This is a genomic window from Bacillus sp. FSL W8-0645 (assembly GCF_038007905.1).
Classification (GTDB): domain Bacteria; phylum Bacillota; class Bacilli; order Bacillales; family Bacillaceae; genus Bacillus; species Bacillus pumilus.
This window is the reverse complement of the sequence record NZ_JBBOYC010000001.1, coordinates 210,598-231,224: the sequence shown is the minus strand read 5'-3', so window position 1 is coordinate 231,224 and position 20,627 is coordinate 210,598. Positions and strand designations below refer to the sequence as shown.

The following is a 20,627-nucleotide window of genomic DNA, read 5'->3' as shown; positions in this document are numbered from 1 at the left end:
CCTTTTTTTCAAAAAAATACGTTTTTGGGCAAAATAAAAACCTAAACGGGCACCAAAAATAGTCGCAACTGCTATTGCGCTTTTTCAGTGAACGTTTAGGTTTTGCCTGCCGAACAGTCACAATCCTCTAAGACGATCATTGTGAAACCGTATTCTTTTATGTTTATGAGCAAATAGTACCACTCTGCTTTTCTTATGTCAACGCTTTCTTTTAAAACTACCTTTATTTTTCTCGTTTGATCAATCGATTCAAATGAATAGATAGATACAGCATCTCCTCTGATGTGAGATCTCGGTGATAGGTTTGATAGACATATTCTGCGATTTTCTTTGCACATTCGTATGCCTTCGGATATTTTACCTTGATAAGCTGATACAAGTCATGATCTTCGCTGACAAGCATTGTTTCGTTCATCAGACGCTGGACGAAAAAGCGTAAATGCGTGAGAAAACGATAAAAGTTGAGCGAATCTTCATCAAATTCCATATTGAGATGATATTTCACAATGGTGAGAATGGCGTTTACTTCTTTTGTGATATTGACCGTTGTATTCATGTCCTCATTGAGCTCTGCATTAATGATATGCATAGCAATAAAGCCTGCTTCATCCTCAGGCAATTCAATATGTAGACGCTCTTCAATCATCTCAAGGCAGTCCTTTGCCACAAGAAATTCATCTTTGTATAAGCGTTTAATCTCCCAAATGAGCGAATTCTCAATGAGGTGATTTTTCTTCAATCGTTCGATGGCGTAATGAATATGGTCTGCGAGTGATACATGCAGACTTTCGTTTAATCTTCGGTTCAGCTTTGTATGTGCATATTGAATCATTTCTTCGGTTACCTTGACCACATCATACGGAACTTCCAGAAGCAGCATTTTCATCCGCTCATGAACGGAATGATCCTCTAGTCGAAAGACTTTATCGATTAACGACTCGTCTACCGGGTCCCCGGGTCGCCGCTTGAACGCGATACCTCTCCCCATGACGACGATTTCTTTCCCTTGTTCATCTATCACACTAATGACATTATTGTTTAGAACTTTTTGTATCTGCAACCCCAAACACCTCCGTCTATGAACCACAATCTTCTCTCAAAATATGCTCTCATCTTAACATAACTGTCAAATCACTTGGTGTTTTTATCTGACTTTTGCAATAGATTTCACCATCATTCTCCCCCGTCATAGCTGGTCTGATCCTTCAATTGCCTGCATACAATACTCCGAGGAGGTGACCTTCAGTGAAGGCTTTTTTCTGGTCTGCATCATTTCTTTTCATGCTTGTATTCACACTCGTTTTTCTAGGAATCGTGTTTTGGCTTAGTGGACAAGGCATGAATCAGCTTTGGAAGTATATGCTCATCTCATTTGTCACAGCAGCCGTTTTGCGCGGTGTCACCACTTGGCTGAGGCAGCATGTGATGCATCATTTATCAAAATAAAACGGCTGCCCGTAATATTCAGGCAGCCGTTCCTTTATTCTTTGGATGATGCGGCTTCTTGCGAAGAAGTACGCAGCTCATCATTGATTTTTTTCGCATCCTCTAGAAATTCTGTTTCAAATCCACTTTTGAGTGCCCACATATAAAATAGCAGAGCAACCACTGTAATAAGAGCCATGTCCCAGCCATAATGAATGACGTTATAGCCGCCGAATTTGTCACTGCCAAGGCAGGAAATCGTCATCATCACAAGTAAGTACACGACCATCCAAGCACCCGCCTTGAAGTTGCGGCCGAAGCCTTTCCACTTCGCTTTTGCTTGATAATAAAAATAGATCGGAAGACCGATGAGAATAATGAATAGCACCTGACCTGTTAACGGCCATCTCGCCCAATACAGCGTCAATGACGCAAAGACAAAACCGAGAGGAGCAATAATGCTGAGTCCTTTTATTCGAAGGGGACGATATAAATCTGTCCCTGTCTTTCTCAGTGTCATGACAGTCACTGGGCCTGTCAAATAAGAAATAAGTGTCGCAACAGAAATGATTTCCGCAAGTACACCCCAGCCTCTAAACAAAAACAGAAAGATAAACGATACGGCTAAGTTAAAAAACATCGCTGGACGAGGCACGCCATAAATAGGGTGCAGACGACCAAGTACACTTGGCATGTATTTGTTTTTTTCCATTCCATAAATCATACGGGATGTCGTCGCCGTATACGTAATGCCTGTACCAGAAGGTGATACAAACGCATCTGCATATAAAATCAGAACCAGCCAGTTAATCCCAAGCGCAATGGCAAGGTCAGCAAATGGCGAGTTAAAATTCAAATGTCCCCATCCATTCACAATCATGGACGGATCGACAGCACCGATAAAGGCGATTTGTAAAAGAACATAAATCACAGTCGCAATCAAAATGGATCCAACAATAGCAATCGGAATTGAACGGCCTGGATTTTTCGCCTCACCCGCCATATTAATCGGGCTTTGGAAGCCATTGAAGGCAAACACAATTCCTGATGTCGCAACAGCTGTCAGCACACTCGCCCAGCCGTTAGGGGCAATACTTGTTCCAGAAGTAAAATTCTCACTATGAAAACCTACGAATAAGAGCGCACCAATTGTTAATCCTGGAATGACAATTTTAAACACGGTAATGAATGTATTGGCTTTTGAAAATAACCCTACTGTCCAATAATTGAGCAGAAAGTAAATCACAAGAAGCACACTGGCGACCATGAGCCCTTCTGTCGTCAACACCCCTTTTGTGACCAAATGGCTTGTCCACTTTGCCCATTCCCAAGGCCATGAACTCATATACTGGACAGAAGCCACCGCCTCAACCGGAATGACGGAGACAATTGCGATCCAGTTTGCCCAAGCGGCAATAAACCCGATAAAAGAGCCGTGTGAATATTGCGTATATTTCACCATTCCCCCTGCCTCTGGAAACATCGATCCGAGTTCACTATAAGACAAAGCGATAAATAAAATCACAACCATCCCAATCAACCAGGATAAAATAGCAGCAGGACCTGCAATTTGAGCGGCACGCCAAGCACCGAATAGCCATCCTGAACCAATGATTGAGCCAAGACCTACCATCATTAAAGCGAAAGTTCCCATTCTACGATGTAAATGATTCATGTTCATAACACCTTTCGATTAAATTACAAAGCATGTGCCCAAGTAAGCACCTTTCTTTCATTGCAGCTCACTTTTCATTCAATTGACAAATATTTCTTCAACTAAATCTTTACCCTTGTTCATTTTTTCGCCTGTTTTATTATCTCTCAATTCTCCATTTTCTGAAATAGTCGAACATGCTTATTTCTTAAGAAAGCGCTTTTTCAATGCTTCAATCTATTAGACTGAATAACTACCTTTACCCTTATTTTGAAAAAAACAAAACAAAAAAGAAAGAGGAAATGAACCCCTCTTTCTTCTGAGCCCTATCATGTATAGAAAAAAGGATAAAGGGGGTTTCCCTCTATCCTTGTGAGATTGCTTGTTCTTGTTCAATCACAGCTAGTCTTTCTTGCACTTCTTCTTCAGACAGGTTGTGCTGTTTCACATAAAGGTTACGTTCACTCGTACGACATTCATGGCTGCAGCTGCGCATATACTTATGCTCGCTTTCTTCTGTTGCAATCATTTTACGGTTACATGCAGGGTTTGCACAGTTCACATAACGCTCGCAAGGCTCACCAGTGAAGAAATCTTTTCCGACAACCACATGCTCTGTTTGATTCACGGGCACTGTTAAGCGAGTATCAAACACATAGCATTGACCATCCCAAAGCTTCCCTTGAACTTCTGGATCTTTTCCATACGTGACTATTCCGCCGTCAAGCTGAGAGACATCTTCAAAGCCTTCACGCTTTAACCAGCCAGAGAATTTCTCACAGCGTACGCCGCCTGTGCAATACGTCAGGATTTTTTTCCCTTCAAGAATCTCTTTATTGTCACGAATCCACTCCGGTAATTCGCGGAATGTCTCAATATCAGGACGAACTGCCCCTCTAAAGTGGCCGACATCAAACTCGTAATCATTACGTGCATCTATCACAACGGTATCAGGTGATTGCATTTGCTCGTAAAACTCGACCGGGCTAAGATGTTTACCTGTTAGTTCTAACGGATTCACGTCATCTTCAAGGCTCAGATTCACTAGTTCATTCCGATGGCGGACGTGCATTTTTTTAAACGCATGACCTTCTGTTTCATCAATTTTGATCGGCATAGACGCAAAGCGCGGATCTTCTTTTAAGGCTTGCATGTACTTGTCCGTTTGCTCAAGAGTTCCTGAAACCGTTCCGTTTATACCTTCTGATGAAACAAGGATACGGCCTAACAAACCAAGCTCCTTACAGAATGCTAGATGCTCTGCTGTAAACGTCTCTGGATCCTCAATGGGGACATATTGATAGTAAAGTAAGACACGATATTGTTTTTCCATATATATAAACACCTCTTAAATTTAATGAGAACATACCGTTCTTTATCATACAGGAAATACATACCTAAAGGCAATGACAGCGGCTCAATTCCATAAAACGGAAGGGTCTTTCTTCTCATATTTGACAGAACTTTCAGTAAAATGAGATGATTTATGAAATATGATGTTGTAAAGGAGCAGAACGCAATGATCCAGCCAGAAGATATCGTCAGAAGCGGTCCAAACCAATTTATTTCTCAAAAAGGCATTTATCATGAACTCGATTCACTTGTTTCTCCATCCTTCCAGTCGCCCGCTGTCGTGACGGGATATGATTCATTTCATGCTTTTTCACAGTATACAAAGCTTCCGCCATATTGGCCTGTTGTTCAGCACCAAGGATACAGTTCACCCAATGCAATCACTCGAATTGCAGAAGAACTGAAAGAGGCAGATGTGGTGATTGGGATTGGAGGCGGCACGATTTTAGACACCGCCAAGTCAGTAGCAGAAGCTCTTCAAATTGAAGTGATCATGGTTCCAACCATCCCGGGGACATGTGCTGCATCTACACCGCTTAGCGTCATTTATGATGACAAGGGGAATTTCATGAGAGTCGATTACCATAAACGGTCCAGCTACCTCACGCTCATTGATCATACATTTTTGCTCTCGTCTCCTCTTTCCTACCTTCAAAGTGGGATTGGAGATACGCTGGCCAAATGGTATGAAGCGGAAGCCATTATTCGAAATGCAAAGGATTCCTTGCCGCTCATGGTGCATGCAGCACTAAAACAGGCGGTATACGTGAGGGATATTCTTGTTTCCCATAGCGAAGAAGCTATCCACAGCTTGCAAACGGGTCAGCTTTCGCAAGCATTTGCAGATGTAACGGATACCATTATTACATTAGCTGGCACGGTCGGCGGCTACGGAGGACGCTACGGAAGAATGGCAGGAGCCCACGCCATCCATAACGGATTGACGTTTATTGAGGAAACGCACCATATGTTACATGGTCAAAAAGTGGCTTATGGCATTCTTGTTCAGCTTGCCGCAGAAAATCGAATGAGCGAAGTAGAAGAATTACTTGAGCTTTATGAAACACTCGGATTACCTAGAAATATGCGTGAGCTTGGCATCACAGCTCAGCTGGAAGAAGCCGCAGAAACAGTGGCAAGCCATGCTGCACGTGCAGACGAAACCTTTTGCCTGATTGGAGAGTATTCCAAAGAGCAAATTGTCGGCGCCATTCAAGTCATTGAAAACGTATCAGCCTCATAAAATCGTTCAATAAGAAAAGCACAGGCATCCCACCTGTGCTTTCCTTTCGATTAAAAATCAAAGTTATCTGGATCTGGACCTGTGCGCTCATCTTCATTGAGCTGATCGATGACTTCCATCTCATGTGCGGACAGCTCGAAATCGAAGACTTGTGTGTTTTCGATGATTCGACTCTTCGTCACAGATTTTGGAATGGTGATAATACCATGCTGCAAGTCCCAGCGAAGAATGACTTGAGCCACGGATTTGTCATGTTTTTTCGCAATATCCTGAAGAACAGGATGGTTCAGCAGCTTCCCGCTGCCTAATGGTGACCACGCTTCTACATGAATCCCTTTCTCCTTGCAGTAGTCTCGTAAAGGCTCCTGCGTCAGCTTGGGATGCAGCTCGATTTGATTAACCATTGGCACAACTTCTGCTTCTTCTAATAGATCATCTAGATGGTGCTGATGGAAGTTACACACACCGATGGCTCGAACGCGTCCATCCTTATACAGCTTCTCTAGTGCTTTCCAAGTATCTTTATATTTACCTTCAACTGGCCAATGAATTAAATAAAGGTCTAATACATCTAACCCTAGCTTGTTCATACTTGTTTCAAAGGCTTCAAGTGTTGATTCATAGCCTTGATCACGATTCCACACCTTTGTCGTAATAAACAGCTCATCGCGAGAGATGCCTGATTGCTGAATGGCTTTGCCTACCCCTTCTTCATTTTGATAGGCAGCTGCTGTATCAATGCTGCGGTAGCCCGCTTCAAGAGCGTCTGTGACTGCATTTACAGCCTCATCCCCATCTTTTACTTGCCATACACCGAAGCCTAGCTTCGGCATTTTTACTCCGTTTGCTAATGTGACTGTATCTGTTAATCCACTCATCAAACAAACCTCCGCTTCATTTTTGCTTACCAAGGACTATACCCAAATTTTTGATTGATCATGCATGAATTTTCGCTGGTGTTATTTGATATATTGTCCTATATCGACTTGATTGGCGTCAACGATTTGGTATTCGCTTGTTTGATCTTTCTTTTTAGAAAAATCATATGTCATTAAAAATGCCTGATCATAGAAAGTCAGACCGTATGTTTCCTTCTTATTCTCATACACCCTGATCCAATAAGAATCTTTTGTGGTTTTTGTGGCTTCATTGGTTTTCTTTAATGTCACATCTGAAAGTTCCTTCAACAGCTTTTGAATGTCTTCTTTCTTGTCAAAAACAACACGTTTATCATCATGCTCAATTTGAATCGAAGTCACCTTATTTTGATCAATCGAGACCACATCATCGAATTGAGTATGTTTTGGCATTGATCATAAAATAAATACCAATTCCTATTAAAACTACTACAACTACACCAATGATCCACTTTTTCAACCTAACTCCTCCTTCTATTCGCCACACCTATTGAAACAACGACATCCAATCCTCCTCCTCAGAGAACACTTCAATCCCGTGCTGTTTCAGCAAGGCGGACGTCACACCATCTCCCGCTTTTGTCTTACCGTTAAAATCTCCCAGATAAATCATCCGACTCCCGCAAGAAGGGCTGTACTCTTTTAGCACAACCGCTGTTGCTTTCAGAGACTGAACCTGTTCCAGCGTCGCTTTCGCACCTTTGACATACATCTCTGTGACATCAGTTCCATGCACATCAACAACAGCAGCCTGCCCCCGTAAAACATCATGTCCATCTCCGTCAATGATTTCTGCGGGAGGTCTAGGCGTAGAGAAGCCGCCAAGCAGTTCAGGACAAACTGCCACAGCCTTTCCTTCCTGCACAAGCTCTTCGATTCGCTGATCTAATCGATGGCTGCCATTATACCGGACCTTCAACCCAGCAAGACAAGAGCTGACCACAATCATGAATGTTCCTCATTTTTATGGATTGAACGTTTTTTACTAACTTTAAAATAAATACATACAGGCAGATAGAAGATCGTGTACCCTAAAAAGGGCAAGGCACAATACAAAGCAGACGCCCAAACAGGTTCTTCAACTCCTGTGATGCCAAAAAAGTAAACAAATAATAGCAAGCTGACAAACAATCCCACGAACGGCATGATGGTTGCGGACTTTTTAAAATTTTCCATCATTTCTTTCCCCAAAGAAACTCCCTCCCTTTCAACAAAACCACGAATAACGTCAATATATGTTAATTTTACCATATAAAAAACCGAAATCATCTCATTTTCTACGATGGTTTCGGTTTTTTAAATCTATATTTTTTCTTTCCATGCCTTCAAAAAGCGCTCAATCACTTGTAATTCATCTTCATGAAACTGCTGGAGAAATTCTAAGTAGGACGCGACAGCTTTCTCATGTAATTCATCATGCAGTGCCGCCAATTGCGTGCCTTTCTCTGTCAATGAATAGTAGACAGATTTTTTATCCCCTTGCCGGTGGCAATAGTCCACCATGCCTTTATCGATTAGTTTTTTCACAGCTTTTGTAATAGCGGGCTTTGATAGTTTCAGTTGTTGAGAAAGAAATGTATTATTTGATTCGTTTGGATTGGCTTGAATCATTGATAAAATGTGAAGCTGTGTGAGTGTCCAATCTTGCTTGAGTGTATCAGTCGTGGTAATCAGTGGATCTGTTGGATCATTCCTTCTCTTTTCTCTATGAATCATCAGATCTTGAATCGCTTTTAATACAATCTGCTCTTTAGTCTCCATCTGAACCTCCACTCTTAACTGGTTAATAAAATGGTACTAATAATTAAGATAGGAGTCAAAAGAAATGTCAGTGTGATAAAAAGAACAGGCCATCAGACCTGAAAATGGTGTATGTACTTTTCTACTAGATGACCTATGATGTCCCATCTCCTCTTTCTTTTATTTGCTATCATTCATAGGGGATGTCATCCAATTTTTGATGAAAAAGGTGAGCTAATGAAAACCGAACAAAAAATCGCCATTCGCCAGTTAGAAGAAAAAATACGCCTGTTTTCTTCAGCTGTGAACGGAACCTTCCTCGCAACGGACGATTTCGTACTATCCAATACTCACATATCGACAGACACATTCAATTTGCTATTACCGACATCAGCGCAAATCAAAGATCCGCAAAAAGTAAAAACGACCATCGAACACTTGCAATCACAGAAACAATCATTCAGTACGTGGGTGGATCACCGCTTACTTCATCCTGATTGGACTGATTTACTAAAGGAATATCAGCTTGAAGAGGTTGAACGTAATACCATCATGATGCTTGAGCAGACAGAAGACATGGACCCATTCACACCTTCATCGCTTACAATCAAAGAAGTATTCGATGAGCAGACACTACTTGATTACAAAAATATCTTTATCGAGCTATTCAAAGAGTCACCGGAGGCCATCGCCTTAGATAACTATTTCCAGCGTTTTTCGCTTGAAGCTATACACTCACGCGCTCGCATGTTCGTCGGATATGCAGACCACAAGCCGGTCACAACAGGCTTATTACTCGAAGCAACCGATAGCTACGGTATTTATGATGTCATCACAAGGGCAGAGCACCGCGGAAAGGGACTTGGCAGTGACATGTTTCATTATCTTCTGACACAGACAGAGAACAAACAAAAATGCGTCCTGTTACAAGCATCAGCTGACGGCAAAAATATTTACCAACGTGCCGGCTTTCAACCAATCGGCGAAATGGTTGTTTTTGAATAGAACATAAAAAAAGCTGCCTATCATAGGCAGCTTCATAGGCAGCTATTCAGCACGATGCTGACGATCCATATAAAGTGGTGGTCTTTTCAACGAAATCACCGCACAGCTAAACGCAATCAGCACAAACACTGCACCGAACTTCGCCAGATCAACAGATGAACCGGTCATCGTAAATAGGACACCGCCAACCGCTGATCCAATTGAGATACCAATTTGCAAGGCCGATGTATTTAAGCTTTGCTGAATATCAGACGTCACAGGATCTGTTTGAATCAAATAGCTCTGCAAGGCAGGCGTTAATGCCCAGCTAAGCGCTCCCCATAGGACAACCATGATCATAAAGAGGACAAACACACCCGCTGTATAAGGAATGATAAACAACACAACCGCAAACGCGATTGTCACCAGCAAAATGGCTTTCCCTGAACCCAGCTTGTCACTAAGCCAGCCGCCTAACCCATTCCCGCCAATAGATGCAAGCCCGAAGACCAAATAACAAATACTAATCCAGAACGGGGTCATATGCAGAACTTCCATTAAAAACGGAGTGAAATAAGAATAAAGCATATAATGACCTGCAAGCATAAACAAACTGATCAAATGTGCACTAAAAATTTTCGGATGCCCTAAAGCACGAATTTGCTCTCTAAGAGGTGTCACTTTTTCAACAGGCATTTTCTCCAATAGGAAATAAATTAGCACCATCGATATCGCTGATAAAATACTGATTCCTAAAAACATCACTCTCCAGCCAAAGCTCTCTGTAATAAAAATACCGATCGGTACACCGAGAACAAGTGAAGAACTAATCCCAATAAAAATCAGCCCTAATGCCTTCGCACGATGCGCTGGTTCCACCAACTTAGCAGTGATCGTCAGTGACAACACCACCACTAGCGCTGTACTCATTGCGATCAATACCCTAGAGATCATGACAAGGGCAAAGGTCGAACTAAAATATGTGAATACATTCCCTATTGTAAACACCAATAACGCGATTAAATAAAGACGCTTTCGTTCAATTTTAGCTGTGGCAGTCAGCAGCACAGGTGCTGAAATGGCATACACAATGGCAAATACGGTGATAAGCTGCCCAGCTGTCGCAAGAGATACATTCAAATCCTCTGCAAGGCTTGGCAAAATGCCTCCGACCACAAGCTCAACTAATCCAACCGCAAAAGTAGAAACGGCTAATAAATATACTCTCCAGTTCATGTCTAACATCCCTTCTCTATATCATCGCTTTCACTTTTGATACAGGGTGAAGACAAACAAAAAAACCCTGATTACAAAAAAGGAAAGCACGCTTTTGTAATCAGGATTTATCGGATCCTGGTAGAAACCCTCAAACCATATTATTGAGGTTATACAAGTCTATTTTTCTTCAAATATAGTAGCATATGCTTACATAACTGGCAAGCTATAAAAATAGGAAATGACTGCAAATTCACGATCAAACAAAGCACTCTGAACAGCATGAAAAGAAACCCCAGTACAACTTGCTTTCTCCTGCATTTACAGGTAAACTGATGAAAAATCAACGAACATTGATCAACGTAGATCTGGAATAGTAGCTTGAATTGACCTTTAACAGAGAGGGAACGGTGCTGAGAAGTTCCTACTGACATCTTCAAGTGAACCTGCCGATTTAGTTCTGTTTCATACAGCGGTTCATACCGTTATCATGGTCGAGTGTAAAGCTGTGCTTTAAATTAGGGTGGTACCACCAGGAATGGTCCCTAACTTAAAGCACAGCTTTTTTGTTTTTTAAAAGGAGGAATATGCAATGTCAAAGAAACAATTTGTTGAAAAAATCACAAGCATGGAAGACGACTTTGCCCAGTGGTATACAGATGTTGTCACAAAGGCGCGCCTCGTCGATTATTCAAGCGTCAGAGGCAGTATGATCATTCAGCCATACGGCTTTAAAATTTGGGAGAATATTCGGGACGAACTGGACCGCCAAATCAAAGAAACAGGGCATGAGAATGTGTATATGCCGCTCTTTATCCCAGAAAGTCTGCTGCAGCAGGAAAAAGACCATATCGAAGGCTTCGCTCCTGAAGTGGCGTGGGTCACACATGGCGGTGAATCCGAATTACAGGAAAGGCTCTGCGTCAGACCGACCTCTGAAGTACTGTTCGCTGAGCATTACAAAAACATCATTCATTCCTACCGTGATTTACCGAAGCTTTATAACCAATGGGCGAATGTCGTCCGCTGGGAAAAGACCACACGTCCATTCCTTAGAACGCTTGAATTCCTATGGCAGGAAGGACACACATGCCATGAGACGGAGCAAGAAGCGATTGAGGAGACAGAAAGAATGCTTCACATCTACGCTTCTCTTTGCGAAGAGCTCCTTGCCATTCCTGTCATTAAAGGGAGAAAAACAGAGAAGGAAAAATTCGCTGGTGCCCGCTTCACCTATACGGTTGAAAGCCTGATGCATGATGGAAAAGCGCTGCAAACGGCCACTTCTCACTTCTTTGGAAACGGCTTTGCCAAAGCATTTGGCATTGAATTCTTAAACCGCGAAGGAAAGCTAGAGCATGTCCAGCAAACCTCTTGGGGCTTCACCACAAGAATCATCGGTGCCATGATCATGGTGCACGGCGATGACAGAGGACTCGTCCTTCCGCCAAACATTGCGCCAACCCAAGTGCGAATCGTGCCAATCGCCTCTCATAAAGAAGGTGTACTCGATCATGCCTACGAGTTGAAAGATCGACTCACCCGCATCGCACGTGCTGACATTGATGCAAGCGATAAACAGCCAGGCTGGAAGTTCAACGAATGTGAAATGCAGGGCATCCCTCTACGTGTCGAAGTAGGACCAAAGGACATCGAAAAAGGACAGGTGATGCTCGCAAGACGAGACACTGGTGAAAAGCAAGCTGTCACATTAGATGCACTTGAACAAACCATCACATCCACGCTTGAAGATATTCAACGGACGATGTACGAAAAGGCGAAAGAACGATTACATGAAAAAACATCAAAAGCTCACACCATCGAAGACATTGAGCACATTCTTTCAGAAGAAAACCGATTGATTAAAGCCATGTGGTGTGGTGACGAAGCCTGTGAGAACGACATTAAAGAAAGAACAGGGGCGACCTCACGCTGTATCCCATTTGAACAGGAATCTGTTTCAGACACATGTGTCTGCTGCGGAAAACCTGCATCTGATATGGTTTTCTGGGCAAAAGCTTATTGAGAATAGAAACGAAAAAGAAGCATCCTTCATGATGCTTCCTTTTTGTTAAAAAGATCCAAACACCCATTGACCTCACCTACACGATCCCCTATAATTCATATTAATATAATCGGTTTTTAAGACTTTAACTGGAGTGGTGATGTATGAAGCGCTGGCCCTCACTATTTGCCGAACGTTGCCCAAAATGTAAAACAGCATTAGAAGTCTCTAAGTCCAATGCCCTGCAAGGCAAAGTCGTGAAAACATGCCCCAACCTTCATTATCAAAAAGAGTACCACCCAGCACTTGAAACGTATATCGAGCACGATGACGTCAAATAAAAAAGACCAACACGTGTGAAGCAGCTGCTGCTTTCTCTGTTGGTTTTTTCTTCAAAATAGATCCAGCCAAATTTTTATCGCTGTCGCTGTAATCATCACGGCAAGTAGCCATTGCAAGTAGACGGCATTGATTTTCTGACCGACCTTTGCACCAATCGGAGCGGCAATCAAACTTGCCGCCATTAACACAACAGCAGGAAGGAGCATGACTTGACCCGTCAATACCTTTCCAGTAGATGCACCGATGGCAGAAAGAAACGTAATCGCAAGTGACGACGCAATGGTCATCCGTACAGGAATTTTTAAAATAGACAGCATCACCGGCACCAAGATAAATGCTCCTCCTGCGCCTAAAACCCCTGAAACACTGCCGATCACAAAGGCAATACCAGCGGCCAGCCCTTTATGAAAAGTCACTTCTCCCTCTGCGTCTGCACGCTGCCCTTTTTTCGGAATCAGCATGAGGATAACGGCTACAATGGCGAGCAATCCATAGACGAGATTCATCCCTTTCTCCGGCATGAAGTGTGATATATAACTGCCTAATAAGCTGCCTGCCAATATACTGCTTCCCATATATAAAATCAACGAGCGATGTAAAAATCCACTTTTCCGATACGCCAGTACACCACCGAGCGTCGAAAAAAGCACTTGAATGGCGCCAATTCCTGATACCTCATGTGCCGATAGTGCCATCACACCGACCAGTGGCGGGATATAAAGCAGCATAGGATAGTTGATCACAGATCCCCCGATCCCCACCATTCCTGATAAGAAGGAACCAATACATCCGATGATAAAAAGTGTAATCAAAAACGCAAAATCCACGCTGGTCTCCTCCTTTGCAAAAGGAAAAGGGGATCTTCAGCAGATACCCCTACATCCTTTAGGACCCTTTTCTCACCCAGAACTTCAGCACATCTCCTTCATCCGTCTGCGTGATCAATTCATGTCCGCTTGACTTCGCCCATGCTGCTAAGTCAGCTTTAGCCCCTTTATCTGTTGCATGTATTTCTAACACTTGACCCTCCGTCAAGTCATTCATTTTTTTCTTCGTCCGAATAATCGGCATTGGGCATGCAAGCCCTGTGACGTCTAATATTTGATCTGATGTCATTTGATTGTTCCTCTCTTCTTATTTTATTGGACATTACCGAATCGCACAACGGTTTGGACCAATTTCCATTTCACGCTTCGCTTCATCATCTGGACTCAGCTTCCCCATATTGGTTTGACGAATGTCTTGATAGGCGTTTGGCTGTGCAGGCAGATTCTTCGTGACCATTTGTCTAAATACGTCATCATCTTCAATATTCAGTCCATGATTTTCTTCAAATAGAACGCCTAGCTCCTTCCAAACGCTTCCGTCTTCATTGACTTCATCCATGATCATGAAATGCGCTGGCAAAACAATGAATTCTTTCGAAAGTGCTCTATATCGGTCATAGAGTGTTTCTCTCAAATCACCTACCCAGTCCTCCGCCATTCCAGCGAGGTCAGGTCTTCCAATCGAATCAACGAACAAAATATCACCTGAAAGAAGATATTGATGATCCACGATAAAGGATGTTGACCCAATCGTATGCCCCGGTGAGTAAAGGGGATGAATGTCAATGGTAGCCGCTCCTATCGTGATGCGCTGCCCTTCTTCAAGTCGGTGATACTCAAAGATCACTTCTTCTGCATCTTTTGGCGGCAGCCAGTAGTTGGCACCAGTCTGTTCAGCCAGTTTTTTCCCGCCAGAAATATGATCTGCATGAAGATGAGTATCCAACACTTGCGTTATAGAGACATGATGCTTTTTAGCAAAACGAATATAAACATCCGTCATTCTAGCTGCATCTACAATTGCGGCTTCTCCATTCGACATGATCATATAAGACAGACATCCCTTGCCCATTCGCACAAATTGATACAGCCCTCCACCGCCGCTTAAATCACCGATCTTCACTGGCTCTAGATGCTCACTCCACGCCTTCATGCCGCCTTCTAAATAATGGACCGTTCTACCCGCCTCTGACAGCATCTCCGCGACCATGATAGAGGAGCCTTCCTTGGCACAAACCACCAACACTTCACGATCATGAGGAATGTCATGCAAAATGCCCTCTACTCCTTCAAGGAGATCAAAATAAGGCACATTCATATGAACGATTGCTTCCCCTTCGATCTTCCAATCCTGAACATCCGTTTGATTTCGCACATCTAGCAAAAAGAGCGGTTCCTTGCTCACGATCTTTTTTGTTAACTGCTCTGCGTTCATCGCTGTTACTGTCATGTTTCATTCAGCTCCTATTTTTCAATCGCTCCTGTCCAGCTATTCATGCCTGGCACGATATTCATCAATTGATGAAATCCTTTTTCTTTTAACTTTTGCGCAACTAATTCACTTCTTCTGCCTGAATGACAGATCAGGTAAATGTCCGTCTCTCGGCTCAATTCCTCTGCACGTTGTTCAACCTCACCAAGAGGAATATGAACAGCTCCTGGAATATGCCCCGCCTCGTATTCATCAAGCTCTCGCACATCTAAAATAAACAAAGATGGATCTTCTTTTACTTTCTGTTGAAAAGTCTCCAAAGACATTTCCGAAATCATGGACTTCCCTTCTTTCTCTTGTTCTCCGCCCTTACGAATCAAATGATGAAGCACCTGACCTTCTACTGTTGTTCCTAAAAATTCGTGACCGGCACTTTTTGACCATGCCGCTAGATCCGCTGCTGATCCTTTATCGGTAGCTTGCACTTCCAGTACGTCTCCTGGTAAAAGCTCATTCATTTGTTTTTTTGTTTTCACAATCGGCATCGGGCATGCCAATCCTTTTGCATCTAAAATGACAGTTGGTTGCTGCATGTCTTATCCTCCTTCATATAGGGGTGGGGGTATATTTTATTGCGCATTTAATGCCAAGTATTCATGCCACCCTTGATGTTTGTAATCTGAGTAAATCCTTGCTTCTTCAATATTTTCGCCGCCTGCATACTTCTCATCCCGCTTTGACATATCACATAAACCTCTTCATTTTTCTCAAGCTGAGAAGCTCGTTTCTTCAAATGAGACAACGGGATGTTTTGAAAGCCATTGATATGATTTGTTTGAAATTCACTAGGAGAGCGTACATCAATGAGCTGTTGACCTTTGCTTTTCAGCTTCTTTTTCATATGAGCTGCATCCATTTGCTTCACACCTCGAACCGGCAGAAAGCGGCTCACGATTAACCCAATCACCATGATGAGTAAAATCGTTTGTACCATCCTGCATCACCTCACTAGATAAATAAATTCACACGTCCAATTTCAGCCTCTGCTAAATATGCCGCTACACCAGCATATTGAATGTCATTTAATAATTCTTTCTCCTGTAATCCTAAAAGATCCATCGTCATTGTACATGCCACGAGGTTAATATCCTGCTCCTTCGCCATCTCAATAAGCTGCGGCAAGGTCATGGCGTTGTGCTTTTTGATCACATGCTTGATCATTTTCGACCCCATTCCTGCAAAGTTCATCTTGGACAGCCCCATACGATCAGCCCCGCGCGGCATCATTTTGCCGAACATTTTTTCTAAAAAGCCTTTTTTCATCGGTACCATCTCATCCTTACGTAAGGCGTTCAGCCCCCAAAACGTATGGAAAATGGTCACCTCATGATCATAGGCTGCTGCACCATTGGCAATAATGTAAGCTGCCATCGCTTTATCATAATCTCCACTAAATAACACAATCGTCGTGCGTTTTTTCTGTTCTTCCATTCTGCTCCTCCTTCAACAATTACCTATGGGGGTATATAAAAATAAAAAATATATACATATACCGGTAAGGGTATATTACATCAAGTAAAAAAATCCGTCAACCTCCAAAGGCTGAGGAATTTCTTACCGGCTTTTCACCAATAGCTCAACTGCCTCTTTCACAAGCCCTTCCGTATCCTTGCCTTGTTCAAGACTTTCACGAACACATTGCTCAAGATTTGTACTCACAATCACACCCATTGCCCGATCAATGGCATTACGTGATGCAGACAGCTGCGTGACCACCTCACGGCAATCCTTGCCCTGCTCCATCATCGCAAGAACCCCTTTAATCTGCCCCTCAATCCGGCGAAGACGATTCTTCATCTGTTGATTATATTCCATGAATAAGCACTCCTTTCTATGACAGATAGTATACCCTAATAGGTATTTAGTCAAACGACTTGCCCTTTTCTTTTGTAGAAAACGAATGTGAAAAGAATTGCACATTCCACCATTTATTGATAAAAAGTAAATAATCAACGAACAAGAAATTATTGAAGAAAAGAGGGCAACCCATGACTTTACAGCATTATATTGGATCAAACAAAGAACTGCCGCTTGGGACCATTGGTCAAAATCCTACCTATAAACCACTCTCTGAACTCAATATCAAATTGTTTGATAAAATACAAAAAAAGCACAAAACCTATCAAAAAGAAGATCCTTTGATAGAAGTATTTGAAACAGAAGAGGATTTCGAAGGCATTCACATTGATTATCTAGATCCTGTCTATGAAGCGGTAAGAAACAAATTCACGCATCCTTTTGTTTATGAATTAGAAATCATTCATTCTCTTCGTGCACTTTTTCAATTCATTGAAAAAGTGCTGTCAAAAGGAGAAACCATCGAAATCTATTCTTGTCTAGATGAACTCGAAACGAAAGAAAAGGATGATCAATTGGATGTAGAAATTGACCTAAGCAAAAAACGGTTTGGGAAACATATCGTTTTTAAAGACATTGATGAACTGATCGCTATGTTTGAATTAGAACACCTACAATATGTGTTAGTGAAGAAATAGAGGAGAATTGACAAGTTACATCAAAATGCTGTGTTATTAGAGATTGTAGAAACGTAACCTTGGTTAAGCAAAGATCAATTGAAGTTATTAATAGAAAAGCGAATATAAATGTAACAGGTAGTTGAAGGAACCAAAATCCCCTCAATTACCTCTTTGCAGATCATCGTAAACTTTTTCAAAAATCTCTATTGGTATTGAATTCTTCGTTGTTTTATCATTACGGTAATTAACCACTATATCAATATGATGTTGCTTTTTTCAAATTCAATAATTGAATTCTCCCATCTATCTCTAACGGAAATAACACAATTACCGTTTTTCTTTTCCTTTTTCTGATAAACATAATCCATTTCATCTCTCCGTTCTCATTATTTTGTATTAGATAAGCGAATAGATGTCGCGTCTCAATTAGAGATACCCAAGAAACATGAATATAAAGAAACTAAATGTCGTGAGCAAGTTTAAAAACGTATAAAGATAATTTCTACCATAAATACTTAATATAATACCAACTGGACCTAAGACATAATTCATTAACCATATTCCGCTTCCATATCCAAATATCCAATTAGGGACCCAAAGTAGAACACCTATTACAAAGCATAGTAATGATAAATGGCTCATTGTTTTTTTAGACATCAGAACTCCCCACATTCTAAAATAGCAACCTATATTTTAACAAAATGATACACTCAAATTCTGACTTAGTCTCTACCCCTTAAGAAATTTAAGATGAAATTAAACTAATTATGAAAAAGCAGGTGACCCATGTCAAACAACCAAACACCCAACACACTCATCACTGAAAAATCACCATACCTCCTTCAGCACGCCCACAACCCAGTTCACTGGTACCCGTGGGGGCAAGAAGCCTTTGACAAAGCCAAGCGTGAAAATAAGCCAGTGCTTGTCAGCATCGGTTACGCCACTTGTCACTGGTGCCATGTCATGGCACACGAAAGCTTTGAAGATCAACAAGTCGCTGACATCTTAAATGAGCATTTCATTTCGATCAAAGTCGATCGTGAGGAGCGTCCAGATATCGACTCGATGTATATGTCTGTTTGTCAGATGATGACGGGGCAAGGCGGCTGGCCGCTCAATGTGTTTGTCACGCCTGATCAAAAGCCTTTTTATGCGGGGACGTATTTTCCAAAGAGAAGTGCTTACGGGCGTCCTGGCTTCATCGAGGCACTGACACAGTTGCGGGACGCATATCACAACGACCGCGATCATATCGAATCATTGGCAGAGAAGGCGACAAATAATCTACGAATCAAAGCAGCAGGGCAGACAGAAAGTACGCTCACTCAAGAGGCGATCCACAAAGCCTATTATCAGCTCATGAGCAGCTTTGATACGCTGCACGGCGGATTCGGCTCCGCGCCAAAATTTCCTGCACCTCATATGCTTTCATTCTTGATGCGCTATTACGAATGGACTGGGCAGGAAAATGCGCTATATGCAGTCATGAAAACGTTAGATGGAATGGCAAATGGCGGTATATACGACCATGTCGGTTCAGGTTTTTCTCGTTATTCAACAGACGAAAAATGGCTTGTGCCTCATTTCGAAAAGATGCTGTATGATAACGCCTTGCTGATGGAAGCTTACACAGAAGCGTATCAGCTCACTCAACAACCTGAATACGAAAAGCTTGTCCACCGCCTGATCCACTTTATCAAGCGAGATATGATGAATCCGGGCGGCTCCTTTTATTCAGCGATAGATGCAGATTCTGAAGGGAAAGAAGGACAATATTACGTTTGGTCAAAAGATGAGATCATGACTCATTTAGGCGAGGACCTCGGCGCATTATTCTGCGCTATCTATCACATCACAGAAGAGGGGAACTTTGAAGGGGCGAACATCCCTCATACCATTTCCACCTCTTTTGATGACATCAAAGCCTCTTTTTCGATTGATGACCATGCGCTTCAGTCTAAGCTGCAAGAGGCACGGCACATTTTACAATCTGTCAGACAGCAGCGACCCGCACCGCTTGTCGATGACAAGGTACTCACATCATGGAATGCACTGATGATCTCATCTCTCGCCAAAGCAGGAAGGGTATTTGGTGCAGAGGAAGCCATCCGTATGGCGAAACAGGCGATGTCTTTTCTAGAAACACACCTCGTCCAACATGATCGTCTCATGGTCCGATATAGAGAAGGTGACGTAAAGCACCTAGGCTTTATCGAGGATTATGCTCATATGCTAAAAGCGTATATGTCTTTATACGAAGCGACCTTTGAATTAGCATGGCTGGAAAAAGCGACAGCCATTGCCAAGAACATGTTTGAGCTGTTTTGGGACAAGGAAAAAGGGGGCTTTTTCTTCTCAGGATCAGATGCGGAAGCGCTCATCGTTCGAGAAAAAGAAGTGTACGACGGCGCCATGCCTTCTGGTAACAGCACCGCACTCAAGCAGCTTCTCATGCTAAGCAGACTGACCGGACGTCAGGATTGGCTGGACACATTAGAGCAGATGTTCAAAGCCTTTTATGTCGATGTCTCTTCCTATCCAAGCGGGCACACAGCGTTTCTGCAAGGGCTCCTCGCTCAATATGCAACGAAAAGAGAAATCATCATTCTCGGAAAAAACGGCGACCCTCAAAAAGAACAGCTTTTACAGGCGCTTCAAAAACGCTTCATGCCATTTGATATCATATTGACTGCCGAAACAGGGGAGGAATTAGCAAAACTCGCGCCCTTTACAAAAGATTACAAAACGATCGATGGCAAAACCACCGTGTATATTTGTGAAAACTACAGCTGCCGCCAGCCAATCACCAATATCGACGAAGCGATGGAACAATTATTCCACGATTGAGTCTGTCACAAGATGACTATGAGAAGACAAAATGAGGACAAACAGATAAAAAACATGTCAATCCGCTAACAAATTGTCTGTACGGTTTTATTTTTCCTAAAAA

The 20,627-nt window shown here is 42.4% G+C and carries 23 protein-coding genes, 2 pseudogenes and 1 riboswitch; of the genes and pseudogenes, 8 read left to right on the top strand and 17 right to left on the bottom strand.

Annotation, left to right across the window (positions count from 1 at the left end; translation table 11 throughout):
* Positions 1-223: 223 nt before the first annotated feature.
* Positions 224-1,060 carry a BglG family transcription antiterminator LicT gene (gene licT, locus NST39_RS01335; RefSeq protein WP_034664343.1) on the bottom strand — a complete coding sequence of 279 codons (837 nt, stop codon included), beginning with the start codon at positions 1,058-1,060 and terminating at the stop codon, positions 224-226.
* A gap of 185 nt (positions 1,061-1,245) precedes the next feature.
* Here licT and NST39_RS01330 point away from each other — a divergent pair, with 185 nt between their 5' ends.
* Positions 1,246-1,446 (top strand): hypothetical protein, encoded by a 201-nt coding sequence (locus NST39_RS01330; protein WP_268454156.1) that lies wholly within the window; start codon positions 1,246-1,248, stop codon positions 1,444-1,446.
* Between the two features lie 34 nt (positions 1,447-1,480).
* On the opposite strand, the gene NST39_RS01325 is transcribed toward NST39_RS01330, so the two are convergent.
* On the bottom strand, positions 1,481-3,100 hold the full coding sequence (locus NST39_RS01325; protein WP_106066569.1) for an APC family permease: 1,620 nt from the start codon (positions 3,098-3,100) through the stop codon (positions 1,481-1,483).
* A 343-nt stretch (positions 3,101-3,443) separates the two neighbouring features.
* Positions 3,444-4,412, bottom strand: a complete 969-nt coding sequence (gene trhO, locus NST39_RS01320; protein ID WP_126741729.1) for an oxygen-dependent tRNA uridine(34) hydroxylase TrhO — start codon at positions 4,410-4,412, stop codon at positions 3,444-3,446.
* 189 nt (positions 4,413-4,601) lie between these two features.
* On the opposite strand from trhO, the gene NST39_RS01315 reads away from it, so the two are divergent.
* The gene (locus NST39_RS01315) at positions 4,602-5,675 is read left to right on the top strand and encodes an iron-containing alcohol dehydrogenase family protein (protein ID WP_065098834.1); all 1,074 of its coding nucleotides are present in this window, start codon (positions 4,602-4,604) and stop codon (positions 5,673-5,675) included.
* 50 nt (positions 5,676-5,725) lie between these two features.
* On the opposite strand, the gene NST39_RS01310 is transcribed toward NST39_RS01315, so the two are convergent.
* From NST39_RS01310 to NST39_RS01290, 5 genes are all read right to left on the bottom strand, one after another.
* Complete coding sequence (locus NST39_RS01310) at positions 5,726-6,553, bottom strand: aldo/keto reductase (protein ID WP_341026583.1); 828 nt, start codon at positions 6,551-6,553, stop codon at positions 5,726-5,728.
* 81 nt (positions 6,554-6,634) lie between these two features.
* On the bottom strand, positions 6,635-6,985 hold the full coding sequence (locus tag NST39_RS01305) for a DUF5301 domain-containing protein (protein WP_341026579.1): 351 nt from the start codon (positions 6,983-6,985) through the stop codon (positions 6,635-6,637).
* 94 nt (positions 6,986-7,079) lie between these two features.
* Complete coding sequence (locus tag NST39_RS01300) at positions 7,080-7,541, bottom strand: DUF523 domain-containing protein (RefSeq protein ID WP_341026577.1); 462 nt, start codon at positions 7,539-7,541, stop codon at positions 7,080-7,082.
* Positions 7,538-7,783 (bottom strand): hypothetical protein, encoded by a 246-nt coding sequence (locus NST39_RS01295; protein WP_217013224.1) that lies wholly within the window; start codon positions 7,781-7,783, stop codon positions 7,538-7,540. The genes NST39_RS01300 and NST39_RS01295 overlap by 4 nt, the downstream gene beginning before the upstream one ends.
* Before the next feature lie 111 nt (positions 7,784-7,894).
* A complete protein-coding gene (locus NST39_RS01290; RefSeq protein WP_044139189.1) occupies positions 7,895-8,353 on the bottom strand; it encodes a MarR family transcriptional regulator in 459 nt (152 codons plus the stop codon).
* 216 nt (positions 8,354-8,569) lie between these two features.
* Here NST39_RS01290 and NST39_RS01285 point away from each other — a divergent pair, with 216 nt between their 5' ends.
* On the top strand, positions 8,570-9,337 hold the full coding sequence (locus NST39_RS01285; RefSeq protein ID WP_065098833.1) for a GNAT family N-acetyltransferase: 768 nt from the start codon (positions 8,570-8,572) through the stop codon (positions 9,335-9,337).
* A gap of 42 nt (positions 9,338-9,379) precedes the next feature.
* On the opposite strand, the gene NST39_RS01280 is transcribed toward NST39_RS01285, so the two are convergent.
* Positions 9,380-10,552, bottom strand: coding sequence for an MFS transporter (locus NST39_RS01280; protein WP_003217034.1), 1,173 nt, complete (start codon positions 10,550-10,552; stop codon positions 9,380-9,382).
* Between the two features lie 77 nt (positions 10,553-10,629).
* Positions 10,630-10,729, bottom strand: a riboswitch (purine riboswitch).
* A gap of 394 nt (positions 10,730-11,123) precedes the next feature.
* Here NST39_RS01280 and proS point away from each other — a divergent pair.
* Positions 11,124-12,557: a proline--tRNA ligase gene (proS, locus tag NST39_RS01275; RefSeq protein ID WP_113768624.1), complete on the top strand. Its 1,434-nt coding sequence runs from the start codon at positions 11,124-11,126 to the stop codon at positions 12,555-12,557.
* 143 nt (positions 12,558-12,700) lie between these two features.
* Positions 12,701-12,877, top strand: a complete 177-nt coding sequence (locus NST39_RS01270; protein ID WP_167331440.1) for a hypothetical protein — start codon at positions 12,701-12,703, stop codon at positions 12,875-12,877.
* A gap of 51 nt (positions 12,878-12,928) precedes the next feature.
* On the opposite strand, the gene NST39_RS01265 is transcribed toward NST39_RS01270, so the two are convergent.
* The 7 genes from NST39_RS01265 to NST39_RS01235 form a co-directional block, all read right to left on the bottom strand.
* Entirely contained in the window at positions 12,929-13,705 is a 777-nt protein-coding gene (locus NST39_RS01265; protein ID WP_113768623.1) for a sulfite exporter TauE/SafE family protein, read from the bottom strand.
* 58 nt (positions 13,706-13,763) lie between these two features.
* A complete protein-coding gene (locus NST39_RS01260) occupies positions 13,764-13,994 on the bottom strand; it encodes a sulfurtransferase TusA family protein (RefSeq protein ID WP_003216954.1) in 231 nt (76 codons plus the stop codon).
* A gap of 33 nt (positions 13,995-14,027) precedes the next feature.
* Entirely contained in the window at positions 14,028-15,155 is a 1,128-nt protein-coding gene (locus NST39_RS01255) for an MBL fold metallo-hydrolase (RefSeq protein ID WP_113768622.1), read from the bottom strand.
* A gap of 14 nt (positions 15,156-15,169) precedes the next feature.
* Complete coding sequence (locus tag NST39_RS01250; RefSeq protein WP_341026563.1) at positions 15,170-15,730, bottom strand: sulfurtransferase TusA family protein; 561 nt, start codon at positions 15,728-15,730, stop codon at positions 15,170-15,172.
* A gap of 47 nt (positions 15,731-15,777) precedes the next feature.
* Positions 15,778-16,131 (bottom strand): rhodanese-like domain-containing protein, encoded by a 354-nt coding sequence (locus tag NST39_RS01245; protein ID WP_113768620.1) that lies wholly within the window; start codon positions 16,129-16,131, stop codon positions 15,778-15,780.
* Positions 16,132-16,145: 14 nt separating this feature from the next.
* The gene (locus NST39_RS01240; protein ID WP_113768619.1) at positions 16,146-16,628 is read right to left on the bottom strand and encodes a DsrE/DsrF/DrsH-like family protein; all 483 of its coding nucleotides are present in this window, start codon (positions 16,626-16,628) and stop codon (positions 16,146-16,148) included.
* A 123-nt stretch (positions 16,629-16,751) separates the two neighbouring features.
* Positions 16,752-17,012 carry a metal-sensitive transcriptional regulator gene (locus NST39_RS01235; RefSeq protein WP_003217059.1) on the bottom strand — a complete coding sequence of 87 codons (261 nt, stop codon included), beginning with the start codon at positions 17,010-17,012 and terminating at the stop codon, positions 16,752-16,754.
* A 173-nt stretch (positions 17,013-17,185) separates the two neighbouring features.
* On the opposite strand from NST39_RS01235, the gene NST39_RS01230 reads away from it, so the two are divergent.
* Complete coding sequence (locus tag NST39_RS01230) at positions 17,186-17,692, top strand: hypothetical protein (protein ID WP_268484242.1); 507 nt, start codon at positions 17,186-17,188, stop codon at positions 17,690-17,692.
* A gap of 141 nt (positions 17,693-17,833) precedes the next feature.
* On the opposite strand, the pseudogene NST39_RS01225 reads toward NST39_RS01230, so the two are convergent.
* Positions 17,834-18,042, bottom strand: a pseudogene (locus tag NST39_RS01225) (hypothetical protein).
* 418 nt (positions 18,043-18,460) lie between these two features.
* On the opposite strand from NST39_RS01225, the pseudogene NST39_RS01220 reads away from it, so the two are divergent.
* Positions 18,461-18,952, top strand: a pseudogene (locus NST39_RS01220) (thioredoxin domain-containing protein); the annotation flags it as partial.
* An 84-nt stretch (positions 18,953-19,036) separates the two neighbouring features.
* Positions 19,037-20,524: a thioredoxin domain-containing protein gene (locus tag NST39_RS01215; protein ID WP_341029924.1), complete on the top strand. Its 1,488-nt coding sequence runs from the start codon at positions 19,037-19,039 to the stop codon at positions 20,522-20,524.
* Positions 20,525-20,627 lie beyond the last annotated feature (103 nt).